This is a genomic window from Candidatus Pelagibacter communis, from assembly GCF_001179845.1.
GTDB classification, from domain to species: Bacteria; Pseudomonadota; Alphaproteobacteria; order Pelagibacterales; family Pelagibacteraceae; genus Pelagibacter; species Pelagibacter ubique_Q.
This window is the reverse complement of record NZ_CVSB01000029.1, coordinates 141,316-164,562: the sequence shown is the minus strand read 5'-3', so window position 1 is coordinate 164,562 and position 23,247 is coordinate 141,316. Positions and strand designations below refer to the sequence as shown.

The following is a 23,247-nucleotide window of genomic DNA, read 5'->3' as shown; positions in this document are numbered from 1 at the left end:
TTCTGGATCAGTGGTTAATCTTGATTTTGAATAAGGAAGTTTGGCTTGTTTTGAAACTAATTTTGCTGTGTAAGGCATCAATTGCATTAATCCTTTTGCACCTGCATGACTGTTAGCCTCTAAATCAAATTCACTTTCTTGTCTAATTATAGATAAGATCAAAGCACTTTCTGGAATTTTTCTTTTATTAATATATTTAGGAGTACTAATTATTGGATAATTGTATTTATTATGAAATCTTTTTTGGTAAGAAGCAATTTTTGAAACCTGAATAGCAAAATCATATCTGGTTATACTTGTAGCTAATTCTGCAGCCAAAACTTCACTACCTTTAGCTATATTGTCGTTAGCTAAATGTCTTAAAATATGTTTTGTGTATTTATCTTTCTTTAGTTCATCTAGAAGATAAGAAATTTTTACAAGCTCTTTATTAAAAAATTGAATTCTATATTTTGGATCAATTTCCATATCTTTTTCTAACTCAAATTTTCCATTTGGATTTAATTTTAAAAAAGCTAGCTGACCATAGTAAGTAGTAAGATATTTTGTAGCTTCTCTGTACCAATTATTTGATTGTTCATTTTCGCCTATTTTTTCATAAGCTCTTCCAAGCCAATACGCACCTCTAGATAAACTTATTGGATAACTAACATTTTCATAAAAATTTTTAAAATGATTTTTAGCAGTCAAAGGATCGTTTAAAAAACTTAATGCTATCCATCCACTCATCCATTCAGCAGCCGCATATTCAGATCCTTCAGTCATTCCATGATTGCTTGAAATTTTATATGAAACTTCATATTTCTTTTTATAAAGCAATGCTCTTGAGATAATTTCTCTTTCTTTCCACCATTTATCTGGTCTAACTAAATACTCTTTATCATTTCTTATTTTCAGTAATATTTCAGTTGAAGAATCTACACGTCCTTTTTTTCTTCTCCATTTCAATCGATCATAGTTTAAACCTGCGTCATTCTTAAATTTTTGTGGAACATTTGCTATAGCCTGGTCAACTCCATAGCCTTTACTCATTAAAAGGTATCTTGCGTTATATAAAAGTTCGTAATCTTTTGGAAGGTATCTTATTAATCTTTGTAAATCCCAACGATCTCCGTTCCAAGCCAAATAATCAGCTCGTTTAATATAGTCATCTGCATTTAAATATTTTTTATATTTTTTTCTAAAATATTTTAATTCGGTTTTAGATAAATCTGCTGTTACCCAACCCTCTTTAATTAGTTTTATACCCTTATTTTTGTCTCCAATTAAAATATGGCTTTCTCCAAGTATCATTTTCCCAAAACCACTTAATGGATCTTTTTCTCCAAACCAATTTATTATTTTTTTAGGAGAAACACTTTCTGTTGATAGTTTGTGTTCAGCTAGATATCTAATTCTGTCTATTCTAGGATAATCTGAATTTTTATTTAAAAAAACTTGATAATCGTAAAATGACGCCTGGTTACCAGACGTTAAAAGATGTCTCCATTGTATAAAATTATAAATAGAGTTGTCTTTTGCTTTTTTTGCTATTTTAAGTGCAGATGTCCATTTACTTTTCTGCATTTCTGAAATTGCTTTTTTAGCTAACCCGAAGTCTTTTTTACTAAAATATCTTGAAATCTTTACATTCTTAGCTGTGCTAGTACCAGCTATAGTTGGTTTTTTCTTTGGTATTTTAAAACTCAATTTTTTTTCTTTTAAAACCAACTCTTTTTTAACAATCACTTCTTTGATTTTAACTTCTTTGGTTTTCGTTGGCTTCTTTAATGGCTTAAGGATATTTATAGATATTTTCTTTTGAATTTCTTCTTTACTTAAAATAGGTTTTTTTAAAGGTACAACTGAGTTTATTTCAGCAAAGAGATTATTTGAAAATATCAATATGAATACTGTGAAACCTAAAAATAATATTTTTTTGAGCATAATCTTTTAGTATATGAATCTTTAAACTATGTTATAAGTATTTATGTTCAAAGGATCAAATGTTGCTTTAATTACACCATTTAAAAATAATGGTCTAGATGAGGAAGCATATATAAAATTAATCCATTTCCACATCGATAATGGTACTAATGGACTTGTGCCAGCTGGTACAACTGGTGAATCCCCTACGCTAAGTCATGATGAGCATCAAAGAGTAATAGATTTATGTATAAAAGAAAGTAATGGAAAAATTCCAGTTATTGCTGGTACGGGTTCCAACTCAACTGAGGAGGCCATTTCATTAACCACACATGCAGAAAAAGCAGGAGCTAATGGAGCTTTGATAGTTACACCTTATTACAATAAACCAACCCAAGAAGGCTTGTATCAACATTATAAAGCAATTAACGACAAGTGTGGCATTCCAATTATAATTTATAATATTCCTGGTAGATCTGTGATTGATATGTCAGTGGATACAATGGCCAGACTCTATGAATTAAAAAATATAGTTGGTGTTAAAGATGCAACAGGTGATTTAGATAGAGTTAATCAGACACTAAAAAAAATGGGCAAAGATTTTATTCAATTAACAGGTAATGATGATAATGCTTTTGAATTTAATAAACGTGGTGGGGTAGGTACTATTAGTGTAACAGCTAATATTGCACCTAAACTTTGTTCAGATTTTCAAAAATTCTCCAAATCAGACACCGATAACGAAATGAAAGAAGCAGAAAGATTAGATAAAATATTACAACCAGTTCATCACTCAATGTTTGTTGAGAGCAATCCTAGTCCTGTAAAATATGCTGCAAAACTTTTAGGACTTTGTGATGACAACGTAAGACTACCACTTGTAAAAGTAACAGACGCAACAAAAGAAATTGTAAAAAAGCTCTTCAGTCTGCTAAGTTAATTTAATGAACAAAAAAACCAATCCTGGTTTGAAAATCATTTGTTTAAATAGAAAAGCTAGTTTCAACTATTTTTTCGAAGATCTTTTTGAAGCTGGAATTGTTTTAAAGGGATCAGAGATTAAATCAGTAAGAGAGGGCAAGGTTAATATTGCTGAGTCTTATGCTGTTGAAAAGCGAGGTGAAATAGTTTTAATTAATTCACATATATCTCCATACAAGCAAGCCAGTTACTCTAATCACAACCCAACAGACGATAGAAAATTGCTTCTTAATAAAAAAGAAATAAATAAATTGATAGGTAAAATGCAAAGAGATGGTTTCACATTAGTTCCTACAAAAATGTATTTTAAAAAAGGAAAGGCTAAAATAGAACTAGCTGTTGCAAAAGGGAAAAAGCAATATGATAAAAGAGCAACTAAAAAAAGTAGAGATTGGAATCGTGAAAAGGCAAGATATATTAGAAAATCAAGCTAAAATTGTTTTTTTAGGAATAGGTTCAAATTTAGGTATAAGAAAAAGAAATATAGAAAAAGCAAAATTTTTATTAGCAGAACATAACTTAGATGTTCTCTCGGTATCTAGTTATTATGAAACCCCTTCCTGGCCTGACCCACGAAAACCTAAGTTCTTAAATATAATTTTAAAATTAAAATGTTATTACAGTCCTCAAGAACTATTAAAAATATGTAAATTTATAGAAAATCAATTAGGTAGAAAAAAAGCGAAAAAAAATGCTCCTCGTACATGTGATTTAGATATAATCGATTTTAATAATTTGGTATCAAAAAAAAACTCTAAGATTAATTTACCTCATAAAATGATGCACAAAAGAAACTTTGTGTTATTTCCATTATTTGAGATTCAAAAGAATTGGATCCATCCTGATAAACAAATTGATGTTAAAACCTTGATTTCTCTGCTTCCTAATAGAGACATTAGATCTATTAAACAAATTTGATTTAATGGTATAATATCAATTATGCTTAATTCAAATGAACTTATAAATAAAGTTAAGGATTACAATAAATTTCTTAATCCTGAAAAATTGGATAAAGCATATAATTTTGCTGTTAAAGCACATAAGAGTCAAAAAAGAGCTTCGGGTGATCCTTATTCTGTTCATCCAATTGAGGTAGCAAATATTTTAACTGACTTAAAATTAGATAGCGCTACAATTACAACTGGTCTATTGCATGACACTATAGAAGACACTTTTGCAACTTATGAAACTATCAAACAAGAATTTGGTGATGAGGTTGCTGATTTAGTTGATGGTGTAACAAAAATTTCAGCATTTGAAAATTCAGCTGGAGCTAATTCTAAAGTTGAGAATTTCAGAAAATTAATTTTAGCAACATCAAAAGACATCAGAGTTCTGTTAGTGAAAATTGCCGATCGACTACATAATATGAGGACCATTAAAGCAATTACAAAAGAAGACAAAAGAAAAAGAATAGCTCAAGAAACTATGGAAATTTATGCCCCATTAGCTGATAGAATGGGAATGCATAGAATAAGAGATGAACTTGAGGATTTATCTTTTGAAATTTTAAATAACGATGCAAGAAAATTAATAAAAAAAAGACTTGATGAAATAAAATTGGATAGAAAAGATTTATTTGAAGAACAATCTTTTGAGTTAAGTGAAATATTGAATGATAATGAGATTAATGCAGAGATTCATGGTAGAGAAAAAACACCTTTTTCAATTTGGAGAAAAGTCCAAAAAAAAAGAGTCTCCCTTGAACAAATAACAGACATTATTGGATTTAGGATAATTTTAAAAAACGTAGACGATTGTTACAAAACCCTAGGGATTTTTCATAAAAAATGGAATTGTATACCGGGAAAATTTAAAGATTATATTTCATCTCCAAAAATCAATGGTTATAAATCTATTCATACTTCTGTAATTGGTTCAAATAAAAAACCAATAGAAATTCAAATTAGAACACATGAAATGCACGAATTTGCAGAAAGAGGCGTTGCATCTCATTGGCAGTATAAATCTTCTGAAAAATTTAATTCTTTAAGTTGGAAGGAGTATGATTGGTTAAAAGATCTTGTTGAGATTATAGAAAAAAATGAAAACCCTGAAGACTCATATGAGTATACAAAACTACAAATGTTTCAAGAAAACGTATTTTGTTTCACACCAAAAGGTTCAGTAATTAAATTACCTAAAGACGCAACAGCCATAGATTTTGCATATGCTGTTCATACTAAAATTGGTAATTCAGCAGTTGGTTGTGAAATTAATGGAAACAAAAGTGAATTACAAACTATTTTAAGAAATGGTGATCGAGTAAATATTATAACATCTAAAAATAATTCACCGTCGCTTCACTGGATACCAACAACTAAAACAGGTAAAGCTAGAGCAGCAATAAGAAGATATTGGCACGATAAAGGAGAGCAAAAGGAGGAAAAAACAAAAAAATACAATACTACTCTATGGATGTCATTACCTGATAAGCCAGGTCAATTAGGAGATATAAGCTCACTAATTGGAAGTCATAAATTAAATATATCGAGCTTAGAAATGGTTGGTAAAAATCCCAATTATATTAATTTTAAATTTAAATTAATTATTAGAAACCTTAAGAATTTTACTAATTTTATTGCAGAGCTAAAACAAAAGAGTATAAAATTTAAGATAATTAGACACGAAGAAAAAAGAAATGCTTTCACTCAAAAAATCCTTAAATATTTTAAAAAAAACTAATGCATTATTAGAAGGTCACTTTGTTCTATCCTCAGGTCTACATTCTTCAAAATACATTCAATGTGCAAAACTTTTAAGTTACCCTAATTTAGCTGATAAAATTTGCAAATCCTTAGCAAATAAAATTAAAAAAAAATTTAAAAAAATTGATTTAATATTAGCTCCTGCAATGGGGGGAGTAATTATTGGATATGAAATAGGAAAATTGCTTAAAAAAGAAACAATTTTTTGCGAAAGGGTAAATGGCAAATTTACTCTCAGAAGAGGTTTTAGTATTAAAAAAGGCGCAAGAGTATTAATTATAGAAGATGTAATCACTACAGGAAAATCAAGTTTGGAATGTGTTAAATTGATTAAAAAATCAAAAGCAAAATTAATTGGATTTGCATCTATTATTGATCGATCAACCAAACAATCTTTAAAAATAAAAACTAGAATAACATCTCATTTAAAAATTGATGTTCCAACTTATAAAGCAAATAAATTACCACCAGAACTTAAATCTATACCAATAACAACCCCAGGAAGCAGATTTATTAAGTGAAAAGGTTAGGTGTAAATATAGATCATATTGCAACTCTACGAAACGCTCGTGGAGAGAAACATCCTGATCCACTATACGCAGCCAAAAAAGTTATTAGTTATGGAGCCGATTCCGTTACAATACATTTAAGAGAAGATAGAAGACATATAAATGATATTGATGCAAAAAAAATCTGTGGTTTAAGAAATGTACCTACAAACCTTGAAATTTCTATGAACAAAGAAATTGTTAATAAAGCACTTAAGATAAAACCAAATTTTGTCTGTTTAGTTCCAGAAAACAGAAAAGAAATTACTACCGAAGGAGGTTTAAACATAAAAAACAATCTTAAAAAATTAGAGAAAATTATTAAAAAATTTAAAAAAGCAAAGATAAGAACAAGTTTATTCATTAATCCTTCCTCAAATGACATTAGACTTGCTAAAAAATTAAATGCTGATTGTATTGAAATACATACTGGAAAACTAGCAAACCTAGTTAAATCAAAAAAAAATTATTCTAGCGAATTAAACAGAATTAAAAAAAGTGCAAAATTAGCATCAAGTTTAAATATAGAGGTTCATGCTGGTCATGGTTTAGACTATAAAACCACCAAAATGTTAACAAAAATAATAGATATTGAGGAGTATAATATTGGACATTTTATAATTGGGGAGTCAATATTTGATGGATTTTCAAAAGTAATTAAAAACTTTAAAAAAATTATAAAAAAATAAATGAAAATTCTTGGTATTGGTGTTGATATTGTTGAAAATAAAAGAATTCAAAAATCGATTAAAAATCCTTTATTTAAAAAAAGGATTTATTCATTTAAAGAATTGAAACAATCTAATGCTATAAATAATAAAGTAGCTTTTTTTTCGAAGAGATTTGCTGCAAAAGAAGCATTTTCTAAAGCTCTTGGCACAGGTTTTCGTATGAATTTAAATTTTAAAGATATAGAAGTTGTTAATGACAAAAAAGGAAAGCCTTATTACGTTAAAAATAAAAAAATTAAAAAAATCGTACAAAAGAATTTTAAAACCAAAAATTTTAAATGTTTTTTATCAATTTCGGATGAAAAAAATTATTCAACAGCATTTGCAATTATTCAAACTTCATGAAATTAGATAAAAATTTTTTTTCAGAAAACATAAAAACCTTAATTTATGCATTAATAATTGCAGTTATAATTAGATCACTTTTAGTACAACCATTTTATATTCCATCATCATCTATGGAACCTACTTTATTAGTAGGTGATAGGCTGTTTGTAACAAAATATACCTATGGTTATAGCAAACACTCATTTCCTTTTAGTCCTCCAATATTAAACAAAAGAATTATGTTTAGTGCTCCTGAAAGGGGTGATGTGATTGTATTTAAAACCCCAGCAGATAATCGAACAGATTATATTAAAAGACTAATTGGTTTACCTGGTGATAAAATTCAATTTATAGACTCTAATTTATATTTAAATAATTCTGAAATTCTTAAATCTAAAATTAATAATAAAACTACAATTTTCTGTGGCGACAAAAATATTGATGTTTATAGATTTGAAGAAAAACTTTCAAATGGTAAAAAATTTCATACTGTTTATTTAAAAGATTATACCTATCAAAATTCTGATGTGTTTACTGTACCAAAAGATCATTATTTCTTTTTAGGAGATAACAGAGACTGTTCTAAAGATAGCAGATACTTAACAAGTGTTGGATATGTACATAAAGATAATTTAGTAGGAAAAGCTCAATTTATATTTTTCTCTTCAGATAAAAGAATAGGGAGTTTTATTGAATTTTGGAAATGGCATAAGTCAATAAGATTTAATAGAACTTTTAATAAAATTAATTAATGAAAATTAACTATCAAAGTTTAGAAAAAAAAATTGATTTAAAATTTAAAAATAAAGATCTACTTACCCAAGCTCTTACACATAAAAGCTTTAATCCAAATGAAAATAATGAAAAGATAGAGTTTCTAGGTGATAGAGTTCTTGGCTTGGTGATAGCAAAAAAACTTTTAGAAATTTATCCAGGAGAAAAAGAAGGTATTCTTGATAAAAAATTTGCATCGCTAGTTAATAAAAAAACTTGTCTTGATATAGCAAAAAAAATCAATTTAGCTAGTTATGTAAAAACATTTAACCCAAACAATAAAAAAATAAAAATTGAGGACAAAATTATATCTGATAGCTGTGAAGCATTAATTGGTGCTATTTATCTTGATAAAGGTTTTACAATAGTTGAAAAAACAATTTTAAACTTGTGGCAAGATCATATTGAAAAAAGTGTTGTTACAGAAATAGATGCAAAAACGAAGTTACAGGAATTAACTTTAAAAAACTTTAAAAAATTACCTACTTATAAATTAATTTCAAATACAGGACCAAGACACAAACCCATATTTAAAGTTGGAGTAAAATTGCCCAATACAAAATATTTTATAGCTACTGGAAAATCAAAGAAAGAAGCTGAACAAAATGCTGCTATAGAATGTTTAAAAAATACAAATAAAAAATGAATTGGTCAGACGAAGGATTTTTAATAAGTAAAAATAGATATAATGAAAATTCATTAATTGCTGAATTATTTACAAAAGATAAAGGAAAGATATCTGGAATTATATTTGGTGGTACTTCAAAAAAAATTAAAAATTATCTTCAGCTTGGTAATAAACTCCACGTTAATTACAATTCTAAAAATGAAAACAGAATAGGTTATTTTAAAATTGAAATTTTAAATGCCTATACCCCATTATATTTTGATCATAAGCAAAAGTTATCCTGTATTACGTCTGCTATGAATTTGATTAAAATATTGACAGCAGAGTCTCAATCTAACGATAAAGTTTATTTTATAATTCAAAATTTATTTTTAATTTTAAAAGAAAAAGATTGGATAAAAAAATATATATTTTGGGAATTGGAGTTACTTAAAATATTAGGATATGACTTAGCTCTTGAAAATTTAGTTGAAAAGGATTTAGAAGGTAACAAAACTGTATATTATGCAAGTTCTTTAAATGAAAAAAAATATGTACCTAATTTTTTGATTGAAAAAGATATAGAAGTTAATGATCTTGGGACTTTATTGAACGGTTTAAAATTAGTAGGTGATTATTTGGATAAAACTATATTAAGACCAAATAATTTAAATTATCCAAATAGCAGGTTATTATTTTTAAATACGTTAAAATAATTATTTTATTATTTTATCAATTCTATCAGCGTAATAACTTACTATAGCATTGGCACCAGCTCTCTTAAAAGCAACTAAGCTTTCATATATAGCGTCTTTATTAATTAATTTTTTTGATATGGCTGTTTCAATTAAGCTGTATTCTCCTGATACTTGATAGGCAAATACAGGTAATTTAAATTTTTCTTTAATTGATTTTATTATGTCTAAGTAGGGCATACCTGGTTTAACCATTACCATATCAGCACCTTCTTTAATATCTAATGCAACTTCTCTTAAAGCTTCATCAGAATTTCTATAATCCATCTGATAAGTTTTTTTGTCTCCTTTTAAAGAACCTTTAGATCCGACTGCATCTCTAAAAGGTCCATAAAAGCTTGAAGCATATTTTGCAGCGTACGATAATATTTGAACATTTTGGAATTTGTTTTTATCTAAAGCTTTTCTTATTTTTCCTATTCTGCCATCCATCATGTCTGAAGGAGCCAGTACATCACAACCCATCTCAGCTTGTAGTAATGATTGATTGATCAAAACCTCAATTGTTTCGTCATTTAATATAGTGTTAGATTTGATCAAACCATCATGACCATGTGATGTATAAGGATCTAATGCAACATCGCACATTATCCCGATTTGGTTTTTGTATCTTTTTTTGACTTCTTGTATCGCTTTACAAACTAAATTATTTTCATTCAGTGATTCTGTTCCCAATTCATCCTTTTTTGAATTTTGAGTCTTTGGGAAAAGAGCTATCATTGGTATTCCTAATTTTATTGCTTTATCCACAATTTGGCTCAATCTATTTATCGAATAACGGTAAACATTTGGCATAGAGCTAATCTGTTGTTTTTTGTTTGATCCCTCAGTTAGAAATACAGGCAATATAAAATCATTAGAGCTTAGAGTATTCTCTTGTATTAACTTTCTGCTCCACGTCTCTTTTCGATTGCGTCTAAGTCTCAATGAAGGATATTTTCCAGTAATCATATTTTAATTTTCTTTAAAAATGCGACAAATGTAATATACAAATATAGCTTAAATAGAGTATTAAACAATTAAAGGGTAAAATACACAATGACACTGGATTTTCAAGACTTTCACAAACAAGATATCAAATTTGATATTAACGAACTACAAAAAGCTTATAAAGAGGTTTTGAAAATTAAAAATTTTGAAGGTCCAGAGGGTATTTCTAATTTTGGAGCTATTTCTTTGACTCAAATTCCTGGAGACCCAGATTCTATTAAAGGACATAAAGCTAGAGGAATTTTTTGGACCAAACCAGATTCAACAGGTAAAGAAGTTCTAAGAGACGAGACTATAGATGAGTCAGCTTATTCTGAATTTATTGATGAATACAAAAATACATATTTCAAAGAAGTATTTGATGTACTGTCATCAAAATACAAATTAGGAAGAATTAGAATTTTATTAAAACAACCAAGATCAACTTTAAGTTGGCACAGAGATCCAGAACCAAGATTACATATACCAATAATCACAAATCCTGGATGTCATATGGTTATTGATAATGTTGCAAAACATATGCCTGCCGATGGTTCAGTTTGGGTAACAAATAATACTAAATATCACAATGCATTTAATGGTGGTGAAGAGGACAGGATACATTTAGTTGCTTGTGTTTTAGACTACAAATTTAATTAATTTGAAAAAAATATTTATTTCATCAGATCACGCTGGATTTAAATTAAAAGAAACAATCAAAGATTATCTAAGGAATAAAAGAGTAAAATTTGAGGATCTTGGTCCTAAAGATGATAGCAGTGTTGATTATCCTGATTATGCACATAAGGTTGCTAAAAAAGTTAAATCAAGCAGGAGTAATGTTGGTATTTTAGTGTGTGGATCTGGGACTGGTATGAATATTGCGGCAAATAAGCATAAAAATATTCGCGCTGCACAATGTTTTAATCTAAAATCAACGAAATTATCCAGATTGCATAACGATGCAAACATCATTACATTAGGTTCTAGGTTGATAACTAAAAAAAATGCTTTGAAATTTGTAAGTGTTTTTTTAAATACAAAATTCGAGGGTGGTAGACACTCAAGAAGAGTTAAGAAAATATAATTATGTCGAGCGAAAAAAATTATTTAAATGATAGCTATAAAAGCTTCTTCGAAGACAGTTTATCGTTAAAAGATCCAGAACTTTATAAAGCAATTAAAGATGAATTGATTAGACAGCAACAACATATAGAGTTAATTGCGTCTGAAAATATAGTATCTCAAGCAGTATTAGAGGCGCAAGGATCGGTTTTAACTAATAAATATGCCGAAGGTTATCCTGGTAAAAGATATTATAATGGTTGCGAGCATGTTGATGTAGCAGAAAACCTTGCCATTGAAAGATTAAAAAAATTATTTAATTGTAAATTTGCAAATGCTCAACCACACTCAGGAGCACAAGCTAATGGAGCTGTATTTTTAGCTTTGTTAAGCCCGGGCGATACATTTATGGGTATGAGTTTAAATTCAGGTGGTCACATTACTCATGGATTAAAAATTTCAATGTCTGGTAAATGGTTTAATGCAGTTGGCTATGATGTAGATAAACAATCTGAATTGATAGATTATGATAATGTTGAAAAATTAGCATTAGAACACAAACCTAAACTAATCATTGCAGGCGGAAGTGCTTATTCTAGAGTAATTGACTTTAAAAGATTTAGAGAAATAGCAGATAAAGTTGGAGCATATCTAATGGTTGATATGGCTCACTTCTCAGGATTAGTTGCTGGTAAAGGATATCCTAACCCTTGTGATTATGCACATGTGGTTACATCAACAACTCACAAAGTATTTAGAAGCGCAAGAGGAGGCATAATTTTAACTAATCATGAAGATCTTGCTAAAAAATTTAACACAGCCGTTTTTCCTGGTTATCAGGGAGGACCGCTAATGCATATTATTGCTGCAAAGGCAGCTGGTTTTCTTGAAGCACTACAACCAGAATTTCAAGATTATATTAAATCTGTTTTAGCAAACGCAAAAATGTTGGCAGAAACTTTAAAAAATAATGGATTTAAAATTTATTCAGATGGAACAGATACACATTTAATGCTGGTTGATTTGAGACCTTATAATGTAAAAGGTAATCTTGCGGCAGAGAGTTTGTCTAGAGCAAACATTACATGTAACAAAAACGGTATTCCATTTGATACAGAAAAACCCATGATAACATCTGGAATAAGATTAGGAACTCAAGCTGCTACAACTCGTGGATTTGGTTTAAATGAGTTTAAAACAGTGGGTGAATTAATAACAAAAACTCTAAAAGGTTTATCTGATAATCCGACAGATAATAGTAAAATAGAAAACGAAGTAAAAAATGAAGTTATTTCTTTAACTTCATCATTTCCGATATATAAGAACTTATAATAGATGATTTGTTCAATATGTAAAAAAGGGGAGACCTCTGTTGTCGACTCGAGGCCAACTGAAGATGGCACAGCTATAAGAAGAAGAAGATTATGCGTCTGCGGAGCTCGTTTTACAACTTTTGAAAGAGTACAGTTCAGAGAGCTAATGGTTGTTAAAAAAAATGGAAGAAAATCAGGATTTGATAGAGATAAATTATCTAAATCTATTTATATTGCTCTTAAAAAAAGACCTATTGATACAGAAACAATAGAAAAATTTATTAGTAATATTTCAAGATCTTTGGAAGAACTTGGCCAAAGTGAAATATCTACTAATACAATTGGAACTATGGTTATGGATGGATTAAAAGATTTAGACCCAGTTGGATATGTAAGATTTGCATCTGTATATAGAAACTTTAGAGAAGAAAAAGATTTCGTACAATTCGTGGACAAGCTTGATGTCTACAAAAAAAGATAAATTTTCATCAAAAGATAAATTTTATATGGAATTAGCCTTAGACTTGGCTAAATCTCGTCATGGACAGACCGGATCAAATCCTTCTGTAGGTTGTGTTATTGTCAAAAATGATAAAATTATTTCCATAGGACAAACCTCATTTAATGGAAGACCACACGCTGAATTTAATGCGATTAAAAATAGTTTTGAAGAATTAGAAGGTTCAAAAATGTATGTTACTTTAGAGCCATGTTGTCATCATGGATTAACACCACCATGCACTGATGCGATAATAAAATCAAAAATTTCTGAGGTTATTTATGCTGTTACTGACATAGATAAAAGAGTAAGAAACAAAAGTTTTAAAATTTTAAAGTCAAAAAAAATAATTGTAAAAAAAGGTTTATTAAAAAGTAAAATTGAAAGTTTTTATTTACCTTATTTTTTTAATAGAGAGAAAAAATTACCCTTCGTTACTGGCAAAATAGCTATTTCAAAAAATAATATTATTTACAGTAAGAACCAAAAAAAGATTACAAATTCTTACTCAGATCAGTTTACACATATATTGAGATATCAAAATGATAGTTTGATGATTACTTACAAAACACTAAATAAAGATAATCCAAAATTAAATTGTCGTTTGAAGGGTTTCGAAAAATTTTCTCCAAAAAGAATTATTTTAGATAATAAGTTAAATTCTAAAATAAACAGTTATATAATTAAATCCTCTAATAACAAAAATACTCTAATTTTTTATAATAAAGCTGACAAATCAAAAATTACAAAATTTAAAAGAAAAGGAATTCATCTAATTAAATCTAAAATTGATAGAAACAACAGATTTGACATTAAATTAATTTTGAAAAAATTACATAATTATGGATGCAGAAATTTGTTAATTGAAGGGGGGGACAAATTAACAAATTCACTGATTAAGAATAAAATTTTTAATAAATTTTATTTGTACAAAAGTCCAAAAAACCTATCTAAAAACTTCGAATATTTGAAATTTAGTAGTCAAAATATATTAAATCAAAAATATAAAACAAAAATTAATCTAAATCTCAATTTACGAAAAGACCGAATAACACTATATAGTTAGAAAAAATGTTTAACGGAATAATTTATAACCAAGGTACTATTACTAAAATCATTAAAAGACCTAAAGGTCTTAACATTTTTGTTAAAAGTAATGTTAAAGTATCAAATAAAGACATAGGTTTGTCTGTTGCCTGTGATGGTGTTTGTCTAACTTTAATTTCATATAAATCCAAAATTATGGAATTTTATCTTTCGAAAGAAACGATAATTCGATCAAAATTCAAATTTTTAAAAATAAAAGATAAAATAAATTTAGAATTACCTTTAAAATATGGGACAAAAATTTCAGGACATATTTGTCAAGGACATGTTGATACTGTTGGTAAAGTATTAAGTATTAAAAAAATAGATAAATCATTTCTCTTTGACTTTGATTTGCCAAAAAAGGAAAGAAAACACTTAATAGAAAAAGCATCAATCTGTGTGAATGGTATTTCTCTTACAATTTCAAAAGTGACTAAAAAAGGTTTCCAAATTTGGATTATCCCTCACACCTACAAAGAAACGAATTTATCAACTTTAAAAAAATCTAGTTTAGTCAACATAGAGATAGATATCTTGTCTAAATACGTTAGGAATTATTTTAATGGAAAAAAATAATTTTGCGTCAATAGAGTCAATTATAAGCGTAGCCAAAAAAGGTGGTATGTTTATTTTAGTAGATGATGAAAAAAGAGAAAATGAAGGAGATTTAGTTATTTCAACATCAGACTCAAATGCAAAGAACATTAACTTCATGGCAAAATACGGTCGAGGCTTAATTTGTTTAGCTCTTGATTCACTTCAAGCAAAAAGATTAAATTTATCTTTAATGTCTCCAGTAAATCAATCAAGAAACAAGACAGCATTTACAATTTCTATTGAAGCAAAAAAAGGAATAACAACTGGTATATCAGCTAAAGATAGAGCGAAAACAATCAAAATTGCTTCAAAAAAAAATGTAAATAAAAATGAAATTGTATCACCTGGTCACGTGTTTCCAATTATAGCTAAAGATGGTGGAGTGCTTGTTAGAGCAGGGCATACTGAAGCGTCAGTTGATATATCTAAATTAGCAAAAAAAAATAACTCTGCTGTAATTTGTGAAATTATGAATGAAGATGGAACAATGGCTAAAGGTCAGGATTTATTCAATTTTGCAAAAAAACATAAATTAAAAATTGGAAAGATAGAAGATCTGATCGCATATAGACTAAAAAAAGAAAAACTTATTAAACTTAAAAAGCAAAGCAAGATTGATGTAAAAAATCAAAAATACAATATTAGAATTTATGAGAATCTTTTAGATGGTTCAGAGCACTTTGCATTAATAAAAGGTAAAATAAAAAAAGGTATTACTCCAAGAGTAAGAGTAATTTCATCTAATGTCGTCCAAAACTATCTAATAAACCAATCACTACCAAACTCATTTAACAAGACTTTAAATTATTTTAAAAAATATCAAAATTGCGTTTTAGTTTTTATCAAAGATTCAAATTTAAAATCAGTAACTCAGACTTTAAAAGATTATAAAAACAAAGACTTCTATAAAAAGGGAAATGACAAGTTAATAAGAAATTATGGTATTGGAGCTCAAATTATTAAAGACTTAAAAATTAAAAACATGATATTAATCACCAAATCACCAAAAAAAGTTATTGGTCTTGATGGTTATGGTATAAAAATTACAAAACAGGAATTAATTTGATGAAAAAAAAATATTTAATCGTTGTAGCGGATTATTATAAAGATATTGCTGATGGTCTAATAAGCAGTGCTTTAAAAAAAATTCAAAAAAAAAATATAATAAAAATTATTAAAGTGCCCGGTGCTTTTGAAATTCCAGTTACAATCTCAAAAAATTTAAAAAAATATGATGGTTTTTTAGCTTTAGGATGTGTAATTAAAGGTCAAACGCCTCATTTCGATTTCATTTCGCAAGCATCAACAGATGCAATAATGAAATTATCTATAGATAGTAAAAAACCTATCGGAAATGGAATAATTACCTGTCTAAATATGGCTCAAGCAAGAGCAAGAAGAAAAAAGGGTGCTGAAGCTGCAGAAGCTGTAATTTCAGTTTTGTCTCAAAAATGAGAACTCATTATAATCCAAAAAATAACCCTAGGGTTATAATTATTCAGAAATTATATGGTAAATTTTATAATGAAGATGATGATTTAGATTTTCCAAAACACAGATTTAAAAAATTTATTAAAGATATTGTTTTAGGAACAATAGAAAGAAACGATCTTATTTTAGATGAATTAAATAATAAATTAGGTGATGAATTTGTATTTGAAAAATTAGATAAAATTTTTCAAACAATTTTAAAAGCAGCAACTTATGAGTTTATGTATAAACCAAATTTATCAATTAATATAATCATTAAAGAATATTTAAATTCATCTAATTTTTTCCTTGAAGGTTCACAAACAAAATATCTTAATGCTTTATTAGACAATGTTGGAAAAAAATTAAGATCTAAAAATGCATGAATTTGATCTAATAAATAATTATTTTTTTAAAATAGCTAAAAAAAATAAATCTGCTCTTAATCTAAATGACGATGTTTTTTTTGATAAAAAAAGAGGTGTTGTTATATCTGTTGATACATACAATATTGGTACGCATTTTTATGATTTTAAATACCCAGATTTAGTAATTAAAAAAATATTAAGGTCATCAATTTCTGATTTAATTTGTAAAGGAGTAACACCAAAGTTTTATTTTATTTCTGGTTCTGGTAATAAAAAAACCTTTACAAAAAATAATTTATATAAAATTTCAAAATCACTTAAATCAGAACAAAATAAATTTAATATTGATTTATGTGGTGGAGACACAACTTTTTCAAATAAACTAAGTTTCACAATCATTTCATTAGGATATTCGAATAAAATAATTTATCGTAATAAAGCTAAATTAAATGATGACATTTATGTTACTGGAAATTTGGGTGATAGTTATTTAGGTCTTAAAGTATTGAGTAATAAAACTAAATTCAAAAAAAAAGACAAATTATTCTTTGTAGATAAATATTACAAACCAGACTTACCTTTGAATTTAACAAAATATTTATTAAAATTTGCTAATAGCTCTATTGATGTTTCAGATGGATTACTTGATGATTTATCAAAAATGATTAATAGACAAAGTTTATCATTTCACTTATTTGAAAATAAAATACCTGTTTCCAATAAATTGAATAATTTAATTAAAAAACAAAGATTAAATAAAATTAACCTAATTTCTAAGGGAGATGATTATCAGGTATTGTTTACTGCAGATATTAAGAAAGCTAGAATCATTCAAAAATCTTCTAAAACAGCTGGAATTAAAATAACTAAAATTGGTAAAATTGTATCTGGTAAAGATAGATCTTTGATATTCGATGAAAAAGGCAAGCAAATACGAGCTAAAACCAAAGGTTATATTCATCGGTTTTAGAAGTTAATCGTTGTCTTTTCTATCTTTTTTTGTATTGTGCGGGCTTAAAAATTTAACAACCAACAACTTAAGGTTAATATGAGCGGAACAGTCGAAACAATACTATTATACACAATTGGAGCTGGTTTATTATCTATCGTCTATGGATTTTTAACTGGTAAAAACATTCTTAATTCAAGTGCAGGAAATGCAAAAATGCAAGATATTGCATCTGCAATTCAAATTGGTGCAAAAGCATATTTAGCAAGACAATATAAAACTATTGCTATTGTTGGTGCTGTAGTTTTGGTAATCGTAAGTATTGCATTTAGTCCACTAGTAGGTCTTGGTTATCTAATAGGTGCTGCATTATCAGGTATTGCGGGGTACGTAGGAATGTTAGTTTCTGTAGAAGCAAATGTCAGAACAGCAGAAGCATCTAGAAAAGGTTTAGCTCAAGGTCTTTCAGTTGCTTTTAAATCTGGTGCTGTAACTGGAATGTTGGTAGCTGGTTTAGCATTATTATCTATTGCAGTTTATTATTATATATTATTGAAATCTAATGTTGATGAAAGAGAAATTGTAAATGCTTTAGTTGCATTAGGTTTTGGTGCTTCTCTAATTTCTATCTTTGCAAGATTAGGTGGTGGAATTTTTACAAAAGGTGCTGATGTTGGTGCTGACTTAGTTGGAAAAGTTGAAGCTGGAATTCCAGAAGATGATCCTAGAAACCCTGCTGTTATAGCAGATAACGTTGGTGACAACGTAGGAGATTGTGCTGGTATGGCTGCTGATTTATTTGAAACATATGCTGTTACAATTGTTGCTACAATGGTTTTATCTTCAATTTTTTTTGTAGGTGATCTTAATATGATGATTTACCCTTTATCAATTGGCGCTGCATGTTTGTTAACATCTATTGTTGGAACATTTTTCGTTAAACTTGGAAGAAGTAATAACGTTATGAATGCTTTGTATAAAGGATTTGTTGTCTCTGCAGTAGCATCTTTAGTAATTTTATGGCCGGTTACAGATCATGTGATTGGTTTTGCAAATGAATATACTGTAAATGATAAGACTTTTAATGGAATGGATCTATATTATTGTGGTGTAATAGGGTTAGTTATTACTGGATTATTAATCTGGATTACTGAATACTATACAGGAACAAGTTATAGACCAGTTAAATCAGTTGCACTATCATCAACGACTGGTCATGGTACAAACGTTATTCAAGGATTAGCAGTTTCTATGGAAGCAACTGCTATACCAGCATTAATAATAGTTGCAGGTATTCTTATTACAAATTCTATCGCTGGACTTTTTGGTATTGCAATCGCAGTAACTACTATGCTTGCTCTAGCTGGGATGGTTGTAGCTTTAGATGCATACGGGCCTGTTACTGATAACGCTGGGGGTATAGCTGAGATGTCTAATCTGGATAAAAAAGTTAGAAAAACAACTGATGCTTTAGACGCTGTAGGTAATACTACAAAAGCTGTTACAAAAGGTTATGCAATTGGATCTGCTGGCTTAGGTGCTTTAGTTTTATTCGCTGCTTACACAGAGGATATCAAGCATTTTTCAAAAGAAGCAGGATCTGCATTAGAAGGTATAGTAGTTACTTTTGATTTATCTAACCCTTATGTAGTTGTTGGTTTATTAATTGGTGGAATGTTACCTTATCTTTTTGGTTCAATGGGAATGCAAGCTGTTGGGAGAGCAGGTGGTGCAGTTGTAGTTGAAGTAAGAAGGCAATTTAAAAAATTCCCTGGTATCATGAAAAGAAAACAAAAACCTGATTATGCTAAATTAGTAGATTTACTTACTGTTGCTGCTATCAAGGAAATGATTATACCTTCATTGTTACCAGTCTTATCTCCTGTCGTTTTATATTTTATAATTTTATCAATAGGTGGACAGGTTGCTGCACTAGCTGCTGTTGGTGCGATGTTACTTGGTGTCATTATTACTGGCTTGTTTGTAGCGGTATCAATGACTGCAGGTGGTGGCGCTTGGGATAATGCAAAAAAATATATTGAGGATGGAAATCATGGTGGAAAAGGTTCAGAGGCTCATAAAGCTGCAGTAACAGGAGATACTGTTGGAGATCCATACAAAGATACTGCAGGACCCGCAGTAAATCCAATGATTAAGATTACTAATATAGTCGCATTATTATTATTAGCAGTTATCGCTGGTTAATATAAAAAACAAATAAATGAACGAATGACTTATTAATTTAAGTCATTCGCTCAAATAAAATTATTTCTTATTTCTTTTTGTACTATCGATTTTCTGTCTCAGACTTGATAAAACACCATAAACAAAACTATCTTTATCAGACATTTTTGTTTCATTTTTATTAAAATTAATTTTATTTAAATCGTTAATATCATAAAATTTCTTATTTTTTAAAATTCCCTTTTTATCTATTTCAAGAACAAGCACATTGTTTGTTAAAACAATTTCTTTACCAAGTTTAAATAATGATGATTTAGATTTTCGGTTTTCAATATAAATCCATAAATCATTTTCTAATATACTTTCTGTAGATGGAGCACCTAGTATTTTTATTATGTCATTTTTATTACTTTTATTAATTGATAATTTTTTTTGTTTTTTCTCTAAAAAAGCAACACCATGATAATTATCAATTGGATTTATGCTACAACTTGCTGCTACTAATATTATAAAAATTATATAAAATAGTTTGTACATGCGCGATAAATATATTTATATTTATAACAATTTGATTAATTACACTAGAAATAAAGATTTGTATAAGTCTTTAAATCGTAAAGATAATTTTTCTGACCGATTAACCTTATTTTTATTACATTTTTCTTTTTTTATTATGAATTTTAAAGATGAAAAAAACAAAGTTATTTTACAGGAAATATATGACTTTAATTTTAGACAATTAGAACTCAGTATTAGAGAAATAGGTTATGGAGATCAATCGATAAATAAAAAAATGAAAGATTATGTAAATTTATTTCATTCAATGATTTCAGAAATTCACTTCTGGAATAGCCTATCTAGATCTGAAAAAAAAGAGAAGTTTTCAATTTTTTTAAGCGATTTTAGCCAAATTGATCATTTGTTAGATTATTTTGAGATATTTAACAAAGATTTATCAAAAAAAACTTTGAATTCTTATTTAAAAAGTGTAAGTAACCCATAATTATGGCTGTACCAAAACGTAAACAAACCCCTTCCAGAACTGGAATGAGAAGAGCTCAGACTATGAAATTTTCAACTAAAAATATAGTTGAGGATAAAAAATCAGGGGAATATAGACTTTCTCATCATCTTGACCTTAAATCAGGAATGTATAAAGGAAGACAAGTTTTAGATCCAAAAGAATAATATAATATAATCGATTAAAATGTCAGATCTGATTAAAATTGCAGTTGATGCAATGGGTGGTGATGGGTCACCAAAGAAAATAATAGATGGTATTATTTTAAATCATTCTGCAAATAAAAATAATTTTTTTAAAATTTTTGGAGACAAGAATAAGATAAATCCCTTAATTAAAGGAAAAATACCTACAGAATTTTTTGAAATAATTCATACAGAAAAAAAAATTGAAAGTACTGATAGTCCTCTAGAGGGTGCAAAAAGAGGGAAAGACACTAGTATGTGGCTTGCCATTCAAAGTGTTAAAGATAAAGAAGCAGATATAGTTATATCAGCTGGTAACACAGGTGCATTATTAGTTGTATCGAAATTGAATTTAAAAATGATAGAAAATATAGACAAACCAGCTTTATCTGCTTTATGGCCAAATAAAAAGGGTATGAGTGTTGTATTAGATTTAGGTGCTAACATTGAATGTAGTTCTAAAAATTTATCAGACTTTTCAATTATGGGAGCCTCTTTGTACACTTCACTATATCCTAATGACAAACCTAATGTTGCTTTATTAAACATTGGTTCAGAAGAATTGAAAGGAAATGAAACCATAAAAGAAACTTATCAATTACTTAATGATAAAAAATCAAGTAATTACAATTTTTCAGGCTACATTGAAGGCAATCATCTTATGGATGGAGAGGTTAATGTAATAGTTTCAGACGGTTTTACAGGAAATGTTGCTTTAAAAACAGCAGAGGGTACTGCGAATTTTATAACCAGTGAATTAAAAAATGCTATGACAGGTACATTAATAGGTAAAATTTCATCTTTATTAAATATATCAAACTTAAGGAAATTTAAAAAAAGACTAGATCCAAGATTATATAATGGAGCTATTTTTATCGGATTAGACTCTCCAGTTGTCAAAAGTCATGGAGGAACAGACTATATAGGCTTTTCGAACTCTTTAGATGTTTGTCATAGAATTGTAAAAGGTAATTTGATAGAAAAGATCAAGCAAAATATTTAATATGAGAATAAATTTAACTAAAAGAGACTTAGTTAATTTAGTTTATATGCAGCTTGGTTTTTCAAAACAAATATCAGAAAATTTAATTGAAGATTTTTTATTAACGATCGTATCTAATATTAAAGACGAAAAAAAATTAAAATTATCTAAATTTGGTACTTTTTCTATAAGACAAAAAAAATCTAGAATTGGAAGAAATCCTAAGACAAAAGAAACAAAAGTAATTTCTAGTAGGGATGTTGTTTTGTTTAAACCATCAAAAGAATTTAAAGAATTTATTAATTTGAAGGATAATGGATAAATCAGACAGTGCTTACAAAACTATTGGTGAAGTAGCTAGAATATTAAATTTTAAATCAAATGATAAGGGAGCTTTACCAACTCATGTCATAAGGTTTTGGGAAACTCAATTTAAACAAATTAAACCAAAGATATTAAATTCAAATAGAAGATATTATGATGAGAAAACTATAAATCTTCTTAAAAAAGTTAAATTTTTACTTAAAGAGCAGGGTATGACGATAAATGGTGTAAAAAAAATATTAAATAATGAAGATTCTTTAAAGCTTGACGAAATTGCAGATAAATCTATAAGAACTGAAAAATTAAGAAATAAGTTATTGAAAATTTCAAATAAATTAAAAGAATTAAAAAATGGCAAAAAAAACACACGTTAAAGTAAGAATGGTTCCAGAGGCAAAACCAGATAGTCCTTATTTCTATTATGTTAAAAAACCAGCTGGTGGTGAGAAAGCTAAAGTTAAACTTTCAGCAAAAAAATATAATCCAGATACCAGAAAACACGAGATGTTTGTGGAAAAAAAACTTCCACCACATAGTAAATAATTATTTTTTCTTAAAGTTTCTTTTTTCATAATCGATATAAGACAAAATCATATTTTTCCATATACGATTAGTGATTTTAGGATCAATTTTTAATTTCTTGGATTTTGAATGAATTTTTTTAAGTATAAAATTGATACGTTTTTTATCTACTATTTCTTTTTTAAATTCTTTAAGTTTTAAAACTTCTTTTACAAGATTTGTTCTGTATTTAATCAAGGATAACAGTTTATTATCCAACTTATCTAATTTAGATCTTATTATTTCTAATTTTTTTTTGTTTTTAGGCGACATTTAATTTATTGGTTTAATTAATAATTATTATATTTATCTAATCATGTACAGTCAGAATTATT

Annotated in this window: 31 protein-coding genes; 27 read left to right on the top strand and 4 right to left on the bottom strand. The window is 27.9% G+C overall.

Going from position 1 to position 23,247, the window contains the following annotated elements:
- Positions 1-1,926, bottom strand: a 1,926-nt coding sequence (locus AMN81_RS03005; protein WP_072090645.1) for a transglycosylase SLT domain-containing protein, incomplete at its 3' end; no start/stop codon positions are given.
- A gap of 43 nt (positions 1,927-1,969) precedes the next feature.
- On the opposite strand from AMN81_RS03005, the gene dapA reads away from it, so the two are divergent.
- The 10 genes from dapA to recO are packed head-to-tail and all read left to right on the top strand — an operon-like array spanning position 1,970 to position 9,297.
- On the top strand, positions 1,970-2,845 hold the full coding sequence (gene dapA / locus AMN81_RS03000; RefSeq protein WP_072090644.1) for a 4-hydroxy-tetrahydrodipicolinate synthase: 876 nt from the start codon (positions 1,970-1,972) through the stop codon (positions 2,843-2,845).
- Between the two features lie 4 nt (positions 2,846-2,849).
- The gene (gene smpB / locus AMN81_RS02995) at positions 2,850-3,320 is read left to right on the top strand and encodes an SsrA-binding protein SmpB (protein WP_072090643.1); all 471 of its coding nucleotides are present in this window, start codon (positions 2,850-2,852) and stop codon (positions 3,318-3,320) included.
- Positions 3,247-3,804 (top strand): 2-amino-4-hydroxy-6-hydroxymethyldihydropteridine diphosphokinase, encoded by a 558-nt coding sequence (folK, locus tag AMN81_RS02990; RefSeq protein WP_256998211.1) that lies wholly within the window; start codon positions 3,247-3,249, stop codon positions 3,802-3,804. Before smpB ends, folK begins: the two co-directional genes overlap by 74 nt.
- 21 nt (positions 3,805-3,825) lie before the next feature.
- On the top strand, positions 3,826-5,571 hold the full coding sequence (locus AMN81_RS02985; RefSeq protein WP_072090641.1) for a RelA/SpoT family protein: 1,746 nt from the start codon (positions 3,826-3,828) through the stop codon (positions 5,569-5,571).
- Positions 5,528-6,115 (top strand): orotate phosphoribosyltransferase, encoded by a 588-nt coding sequence (gene pyrE / locus AMN81_RS02980; RefSeq protein ID WP_072090640.1) that lies wholly within the window; start codon positions 5,528-5,530, stop codon positions 6,113-6,115. The genes AMN81_RS02985 and pyrE overlap by 44 nt, the downstream gene beginning before the upstream one ends.
- Positions 6,112-6,831 (top strand): pyridoxine 5'-phosphate synthase, encoded by a 720-nt coding sequence (locus AMN81_RS02975; RefSeq protein WP_072090639.1) that lies wholly within the window; start codon positions 6,112-6,114, stop codon positions 6,829-6,831. The genes pyrE and AMN81_RS02975 overlap by 4 nt, the downstream gene beginning before the upstream one ends.
- Positions 6,832-7,218, top strand: coding sequence for a holo-ACP synthase (acpS, locus tag AMN81_RS02970; protein ID WP_072090638.1), 387 nt, complete (start codon positions 6,832-6,834; stop codon positions 7,216-7,218).
- Entirely contained in the window at positions 7,215-7,952 is a 738-nt protein-coding gene (gene lepB / locus AMN81_RS02965; protein WP_072090637.1) for a signal peptidase I, read from the top strand. The genes acpS and lepB overlap by 4 nt, the downstream gene beginning before the upstream one ends.
- Complete coding sequence (gene rnc / locus AMN81_RS02960; RefSeq protein ID WP_072090636.1) at positions 7,952-8,620, top strand: ribonuclease III; 669 nt, start codon at positions 7,952-7,954, stop codon at positions 8,618-8,620. Before lepB ends, rnc begins: the two co-directional genes overlap by 1 nt.
- Entirely contained in the window at positions 8,617-9,297 is a 681-nt protein-coding gene (recO, locus tag AMN81_RS02955) for a DNA repair protein RecO (protein WP_072090635.1), read from the top strand. Before rnc ends, recO begins: the two co-directional genes overlap by 4 nt.
- On the opposite strand, the gene hemB is transcribed toward recO, so the two are convergent.
- Complete coding sequence (hemB, locus tag AMN81_RS02950) at positions 9,298-10,287, bottom strand: porphobilinogen synthase (protein WP_072090634.1); 990 nt, start codon at positions 10,285-10,287, stop codon at positions 9,298-9,300.
- Positions 10,288-10,374: 87 nt separating this feature from the next.
- Here hemB and AMN81_RS02945 point away from each other — a divergent pair, with 87 nt between their 5' ends.
- The 11 genes from AMN81_RS02945 (at position 10,375) to AMN81_RS02895 (ending at position 19,860) form a co-directional block, all read left to right on the top strand.
- The gene (locus AMN81_RS02945; RefSeq protein WP_072090633.1) at positions 10,375-10,965 is read left to right on the top strand and encodes an aspartyl/asparaginyl beta-hydroxylase domain-containing protein; all 591 of its coding nucleotides are present in this window, start codon (positions 10,375-10,377) and stop codon (positions 10,963-10,965) included.
- 1 nt (position 10,966) lies between these two features.
- Complete coding sequence (gene rpiB, locus AMN81_RS02940) at positions 10,967-11,392, top strand: ribose 5-phosphate isomerase B (RefSeq protein ID WP_072090632.1); 426 nt, start codon at positions 10,967-10,969, stop codon at positions 11,390-11,392.
- Positions 11,393-11,394: 2 nt separating this feature from the next.
- Positions 11,395-12,702 (top strand): serine hydroxymethyltransferase, encoded by a 1,308-nt coding sequence (gene glyA / locus AMN81_RS02935; RefSeq protein WP_072090631.1) that lies wholly within the window; start codon positions 11,395-11,397, stop codon positions 12,700-12,702.
- Positions 12,703-12,705: 3 nt separating this feature from the next.
- Positions 12,706-13,164, top strand: coding sequence for a transcriptional regulator NrdR (nrdR, locus tag AMN81_RS02930; protein WP_072090630.1), 459 nt, complete (start codon positions 12,706-12,708; stop codon positions 13,162-13,164).
- Entirely contained in the window at positions 13,145-14,248 is a 1,104-nt protein-coding gene (gene ribD, locus AMN81_RS02925) for a bifunctional diaminohydroxyphosphoribosylaminopyrimidine deaminase/5-amino-6-(5-phosphoribosylamino)uracil reductase RibD (RefSeq protein ID WP_072090629.1), read from the top strand. The genes nrdR and ribD overlap by 20 nt, the downstream gene beginning before the upstream one ends.
- Before the next feature lie 5 nt (positions 14,249-14,253).
- The gene (locus tag AMN81_RS02920) at positions 14,254-14,847 is read left to right on the top strand and encodes a riboflavin synthase (protein ID WP_072090628.1); all 594 of its coding nucleotides are present in this window, start codon (positions 14,254-14,256) and stop codon (positions 14,845-14,847) included.
- On the top strand, positions 14,834-15,934 hold the full coding sequence (gene ribB, locus AMN81_RS02915; RefSeq protein WP_072090627.1) for a 3,4-dihydroxy-2-butanone-4-phosphate synthase: 1,101 nt from the start codon (positions 14,834-14,836) through the stop codon (positions 15,932-15,934). The genes AMN81_RS02920 and ribB overlap by 14 nt, the downstream gene beginning before the upstream one ends.
- Positions 15,934-16,323, top strand: a complete 390-nt coding sequence (gene ribH / locus AMN81_RS02910; protein WP_072090626.1) for a 6,7-dimethyl-8-ribityllumazine synthase — start codon at positions 15,934-15,936, stop codon at positions 16,321-16,323. Before ribB ends, ribH begins: the two co-directional genes overlap by 1 nt.
- Complete coding sequence (locus tag AMN81_RS02905) at positions 16,320-16,724, top strand: transcription antitermination factor NusB (protein ID WP_072090625.1); 405 nt, start codon at positions 16,320-16,322, stop codon at positions 16,722-16,724. Before ribH ends, AMN81_RS02905 begins: the two co-directional genes overlap by 4 nt.
- Positions 16,717-17,676, top strand: coding sequence for a thiamine-phosphate kinase (gene thiL / locus AMN81_RS02900; protein WP_072090624.1), 960 nt, complete (start codon positions 16,717-16,719; stop codon positions 17,674-17,676). The genes AMN81_RS02905 and thiL overlap by 8 nt, the downstream gene beginning before the upstream one ends.
- Positions 17,677-17,754: 78 nt before the next feature.
- The gene (locus AMN81_RS02895; RefSeq protein ID WP_072090623.1) at positions 17,755-19,860 is read left to right on the top strand and encodes a sodium-translocating pyrophosphatase; all 2,106 of its coding nucleotides are present in this window, start codon (positions 17,755-17,757) and stop codon (positions 19,858-19,860) included.
- Between the two features lie 60 nt (positions 19,861-19,920).
- Here the strand turns inward: AMN81_RS02895 and bamE are convergent, their stop codons facing one another.
- On the bottom strand, positions 19,921-20,376 hold the full coding sequence (bamE, locus tag AMN81_RS02890) for an outer membrane protein assembly factor BamE domain-containing protein (protein ID WP_072090622.1): 456 nt from the start codon (positions 20,374-20,376) through the stop codon (positions 19,921-19,923).
- On the opposite strand from bamE, the gene AMN81_RS02885 reads away from it, so the two are divergent.
- From AMN81_RS02885 to AMN81_RS02860, 6 genes are read left to right on the top strand one after another with little or no spacing between them, the layout of a single operon-like run.
- A complete protein-coding gene (locus AMN81_RS02885; RefSeq protein ID WP_072090621.1) occupies positions 20,375-20,842 on the top strand; it encodes a ubiquinol-cytochrome C chaperone family protein in 468 nt (155 codons plus the stop codon). The genes bamE and AMN81_RS02885 overlap by 2 nt on opposite strands.
- A gap of 2 nt (positions 20,843-20,844) precedes the next feature.
- Complete coding sequence (gene rpmF / locus AMN81_RS02880) at positions 20,845-21,027, top strand: 50S ribosomal protein L32 (RefSeq protein WP_072090620.1); 183 nt, start codon at positions 20,845-20,847, stop codon at positions 21,025-21,027.
- Between the two features lie 19 nt (positions 21,028-21,046).
- Positions 21,047-22,048 (top strand): phosphate acyltransferase PlsX, encoded by a 1,002-nt coding sequence (gene plsX, locus AMN81_RS02875; protein WP_072090619.1) that lies wholly within the window; start codon positions 21,047-21,049, stop codon positions 22,046-22,048.
- Position 22,049: 1 nt separating this feature from the next.
- Positions 22,050-22,349, top strand: coding sequence for an HU family DNA-binding protein (locus AMN81_RS02870; RefSeq protein WP_072090618.1), 300 nt, complete (start codon positions 22,050-22,052; stop codon positions 22,347-22,349).
- Entirely contained in the window at positions 22,342-22,725 is a 384-nt protein-coding gene (locus AMN81_RS02865; protein ID WP_072090617.1) for a MerR family transcriptional regulator, read from the top strand. The genes AMN81_RS02870 and AMN81_RS02865 overlap by 8 nt, the downstream gene beginning before the upstream one ends.
- Positions 22,703-22,894 carry a 50S ribosomal protein L33 gene (locus AMN81_RS02860; protein WP_023853780.1) on the top strand — a complete coding sequence of 64 codons (192 nt, stop codon included), beginning with the start codon at positions 22,703-22,705 and terminating at the stop codon, positions 22,892-22,894. The genes AMN81_RS02865 and AMN81_RS02860 overlap by 23 nt, the downstream gene beginning before the upstream one ends.
- Here AMN81_RS02860 and AMN81_RS02855 read toward each other — a convergent pair whose 3' ends face one another.
- A complete protein-coding gene (locus tag AMN81_RS02855) occupies positions 22,895-23,185 on the bottom strand; it encodes a chorismate mutase (RefSeq protein WP_023853781.1) in 291 nt (96 codons plus the stop codon).
- Positions 23,186-23,247: the final 62 nt, after the last annotated feature.

Excerpts from the sequence above, each read along its gene's own strand:
- AMN81_RS02885 (WP_072090621.1), top strand. The coding sequence starts at position 20,375 with ATGCGCGATAAATATATTTATATTTATAACAATTTGATTAATTACACT.
- folK (WP_256998211.1), top strand. The coding sequence starts at position 3,247 with ATGATAAAAGAGCAACTAAAAAAAGTAGAGATTGGAATCGTGAAAAGG.
- AMN81_RS02985 (WP_072090641.1), top strand. The coding sequence starts at position 3,826 with ATGCTTAATTCAAATGAACTTATAAATAAAGTTAAGGATTACAATAAA.
- ribH (WP_072090626.1), top strand. The coding sequence starts at position 15,934 with ATGAAAAAAAAATATTTAATCGTTGTAGCGGATTATTATAAAGATATT.
- acpS (WP_072090638.1), top strand. The coding sequence starts at position 6,832 with ATGAAAATTCTTGGTATTGGTGTTGATATTGTTGAAAATAAAAGAATT.
- bamE (WP_072090622.1), bottom strand. The coding sequence starts at position 20,376 with ATGTACAAACTATTTTATATAATTTTTATAATATTAGTAGCAGCAAGT.
- thiL (WP_072090624.1), top strand. The coding sequence starts at position 16,717 with ATGCATGAATTTGATCTAATAAATAATTATTTTTTTAAAATAGCTAAA.
- glyA (WP_072090631.1), top strand. The coding sequence starts at position 11,395 with ATGTCGAGCGAAAAAAATTATTTAAATGATAGCTATAAAAGCTTCTTC.
- AMN81_RS02920 (WP_072090628.1), top strand. The coding sequence starts at position 14,254 with ATGTTTAACGGAATAATTTATAACCAAGGTACTATTACTAAAATCATT.
- AMN81_RS02860 (WP_023853780.1), top strand. The coding sequence starts at position 22,703 with ATGGCAAAAAAAACACACGTTAAAGTAAGAATGGTTCCAGAGGCAAAA.
- ribB (WP_072090627.1), top strand. The coding sequence starts at position 14,834 with ATGGAAAAAAATAATTTTGCGTCAATAGAGTCAATTATAAGCGTAGCC.
- AMN81_RS02855 (WP_023853781.1), bottom strand. The coding sequence starts at position 23,185 with ATGTCGCCTAAAAACAAAAAAAAATTAGAAATAATAAGATCTAAATTA.
- pyrE (WP_072090640.1), top strand. The coding sequence starts at position 5,528 with ATGCTTTCACTCAAAAAATCCTTAAATATTTTAAAAAAAACTAATGCA.
- rnc (WP_072090636.1), top strand. The coding sequence starts at position 7,952 with ATGAAAATTAACTATCAAAGTTTAGAAAAAAAAATTGATTTAAAATTT.
- ribD (WP_072090629.1), top strand. The coding sequence starts at position 13,145 with ATGTCTACAAAAAAAGATAAATTTTCATCAAAAGATAAATTTTATATG.
- dapA (WP_072090644.1), top strand. The coding sequence starts at position 1,970 with ATGTTCAAAGGATCAAATGTTGCTTTAATTACACCATTTAAAAATAAT.
- AMN81_RS02870 (WP_072090618.1), top strand. The coding sequence starts at position 22,050 with ATGAGAATAAATTTAACTAAAAGAGACTTAGTTAATTTAGTTTATATG.
- AMN81_RS02945 (WP_072090633.1), top strand. The coding sequence starts at position 10,375 with ATGACACTGGATTTTCAAGACTTTCACAAACAAGATATCAAATTTGAT.
- nrdR (WP_072090630.1), top strand. The coding sequence starts at position 12,706 with ATGATTTGTTCAATATGTAAAAAAGGGGAGACCTCTGTTGTCGACTCG.
- AMN81_RS02905 (WP_072090625.1), top strand. The coding sequence starts at position 16,320 with ATGAGAACTCATTATAATCCAAAAAATAACCCTAGGGTTATAATTATT.
- hemB (WP_072090634.1), bottom strand. The coding sequence starts at position 10,287 with ATGATTACTGGAAAATATCCTTCATTGAGACTTAGACGCAATCGAAAA.
- rpmF (WP_072090620.1), top strand. The coding sequence starts at position 20,845 with ATGGCTGTACCAAAACGTAAACAAACCCCTTCCAGAACTGGAATGAGA.
- lepB (WP_072090637.1), top strand. The coding sequence starts at position 7,215 with ATGAAATTAGATAAAAATTTTTTTTCAGAAAACATAAAAACCTTAATT.
- AMN81_RS02865 (WP_072090617.1), top strand. The coding sequence starts at position 22,342 with ATGGATAAATCAGACAGTGCTTACAAAACTATTGGTGAAGTAGCTAGA.
- AMN81_RS02895 (WP_072090623.1), top strand. The coding sequence starts at position 17,755 with ATGAGCGGAACAGTCGAAACAATACTATTATACACAATTGGAGCTGGT.
- recO (WP_072090635.1), top strand. The coding sequence starts at position 8,617 with ATGAATTGGTCAGACGAAGGATTTTTAATAAGTAAAAATAGATATAAT.
- plsX (WP_072090619.1), top strand. The coding sequence starts at position 21,047 with ATGTCAGATCTGATTAAAATTGCAGTTGATGCAATGGGTGGTGATGGG.
- smpB (WP_072090643.1), top strand. The coding sequence starts at position 2,850 with ATGAACAAAAAAACCAATCCTGGTTTGAAAATCATTTGTTTAAATAGA.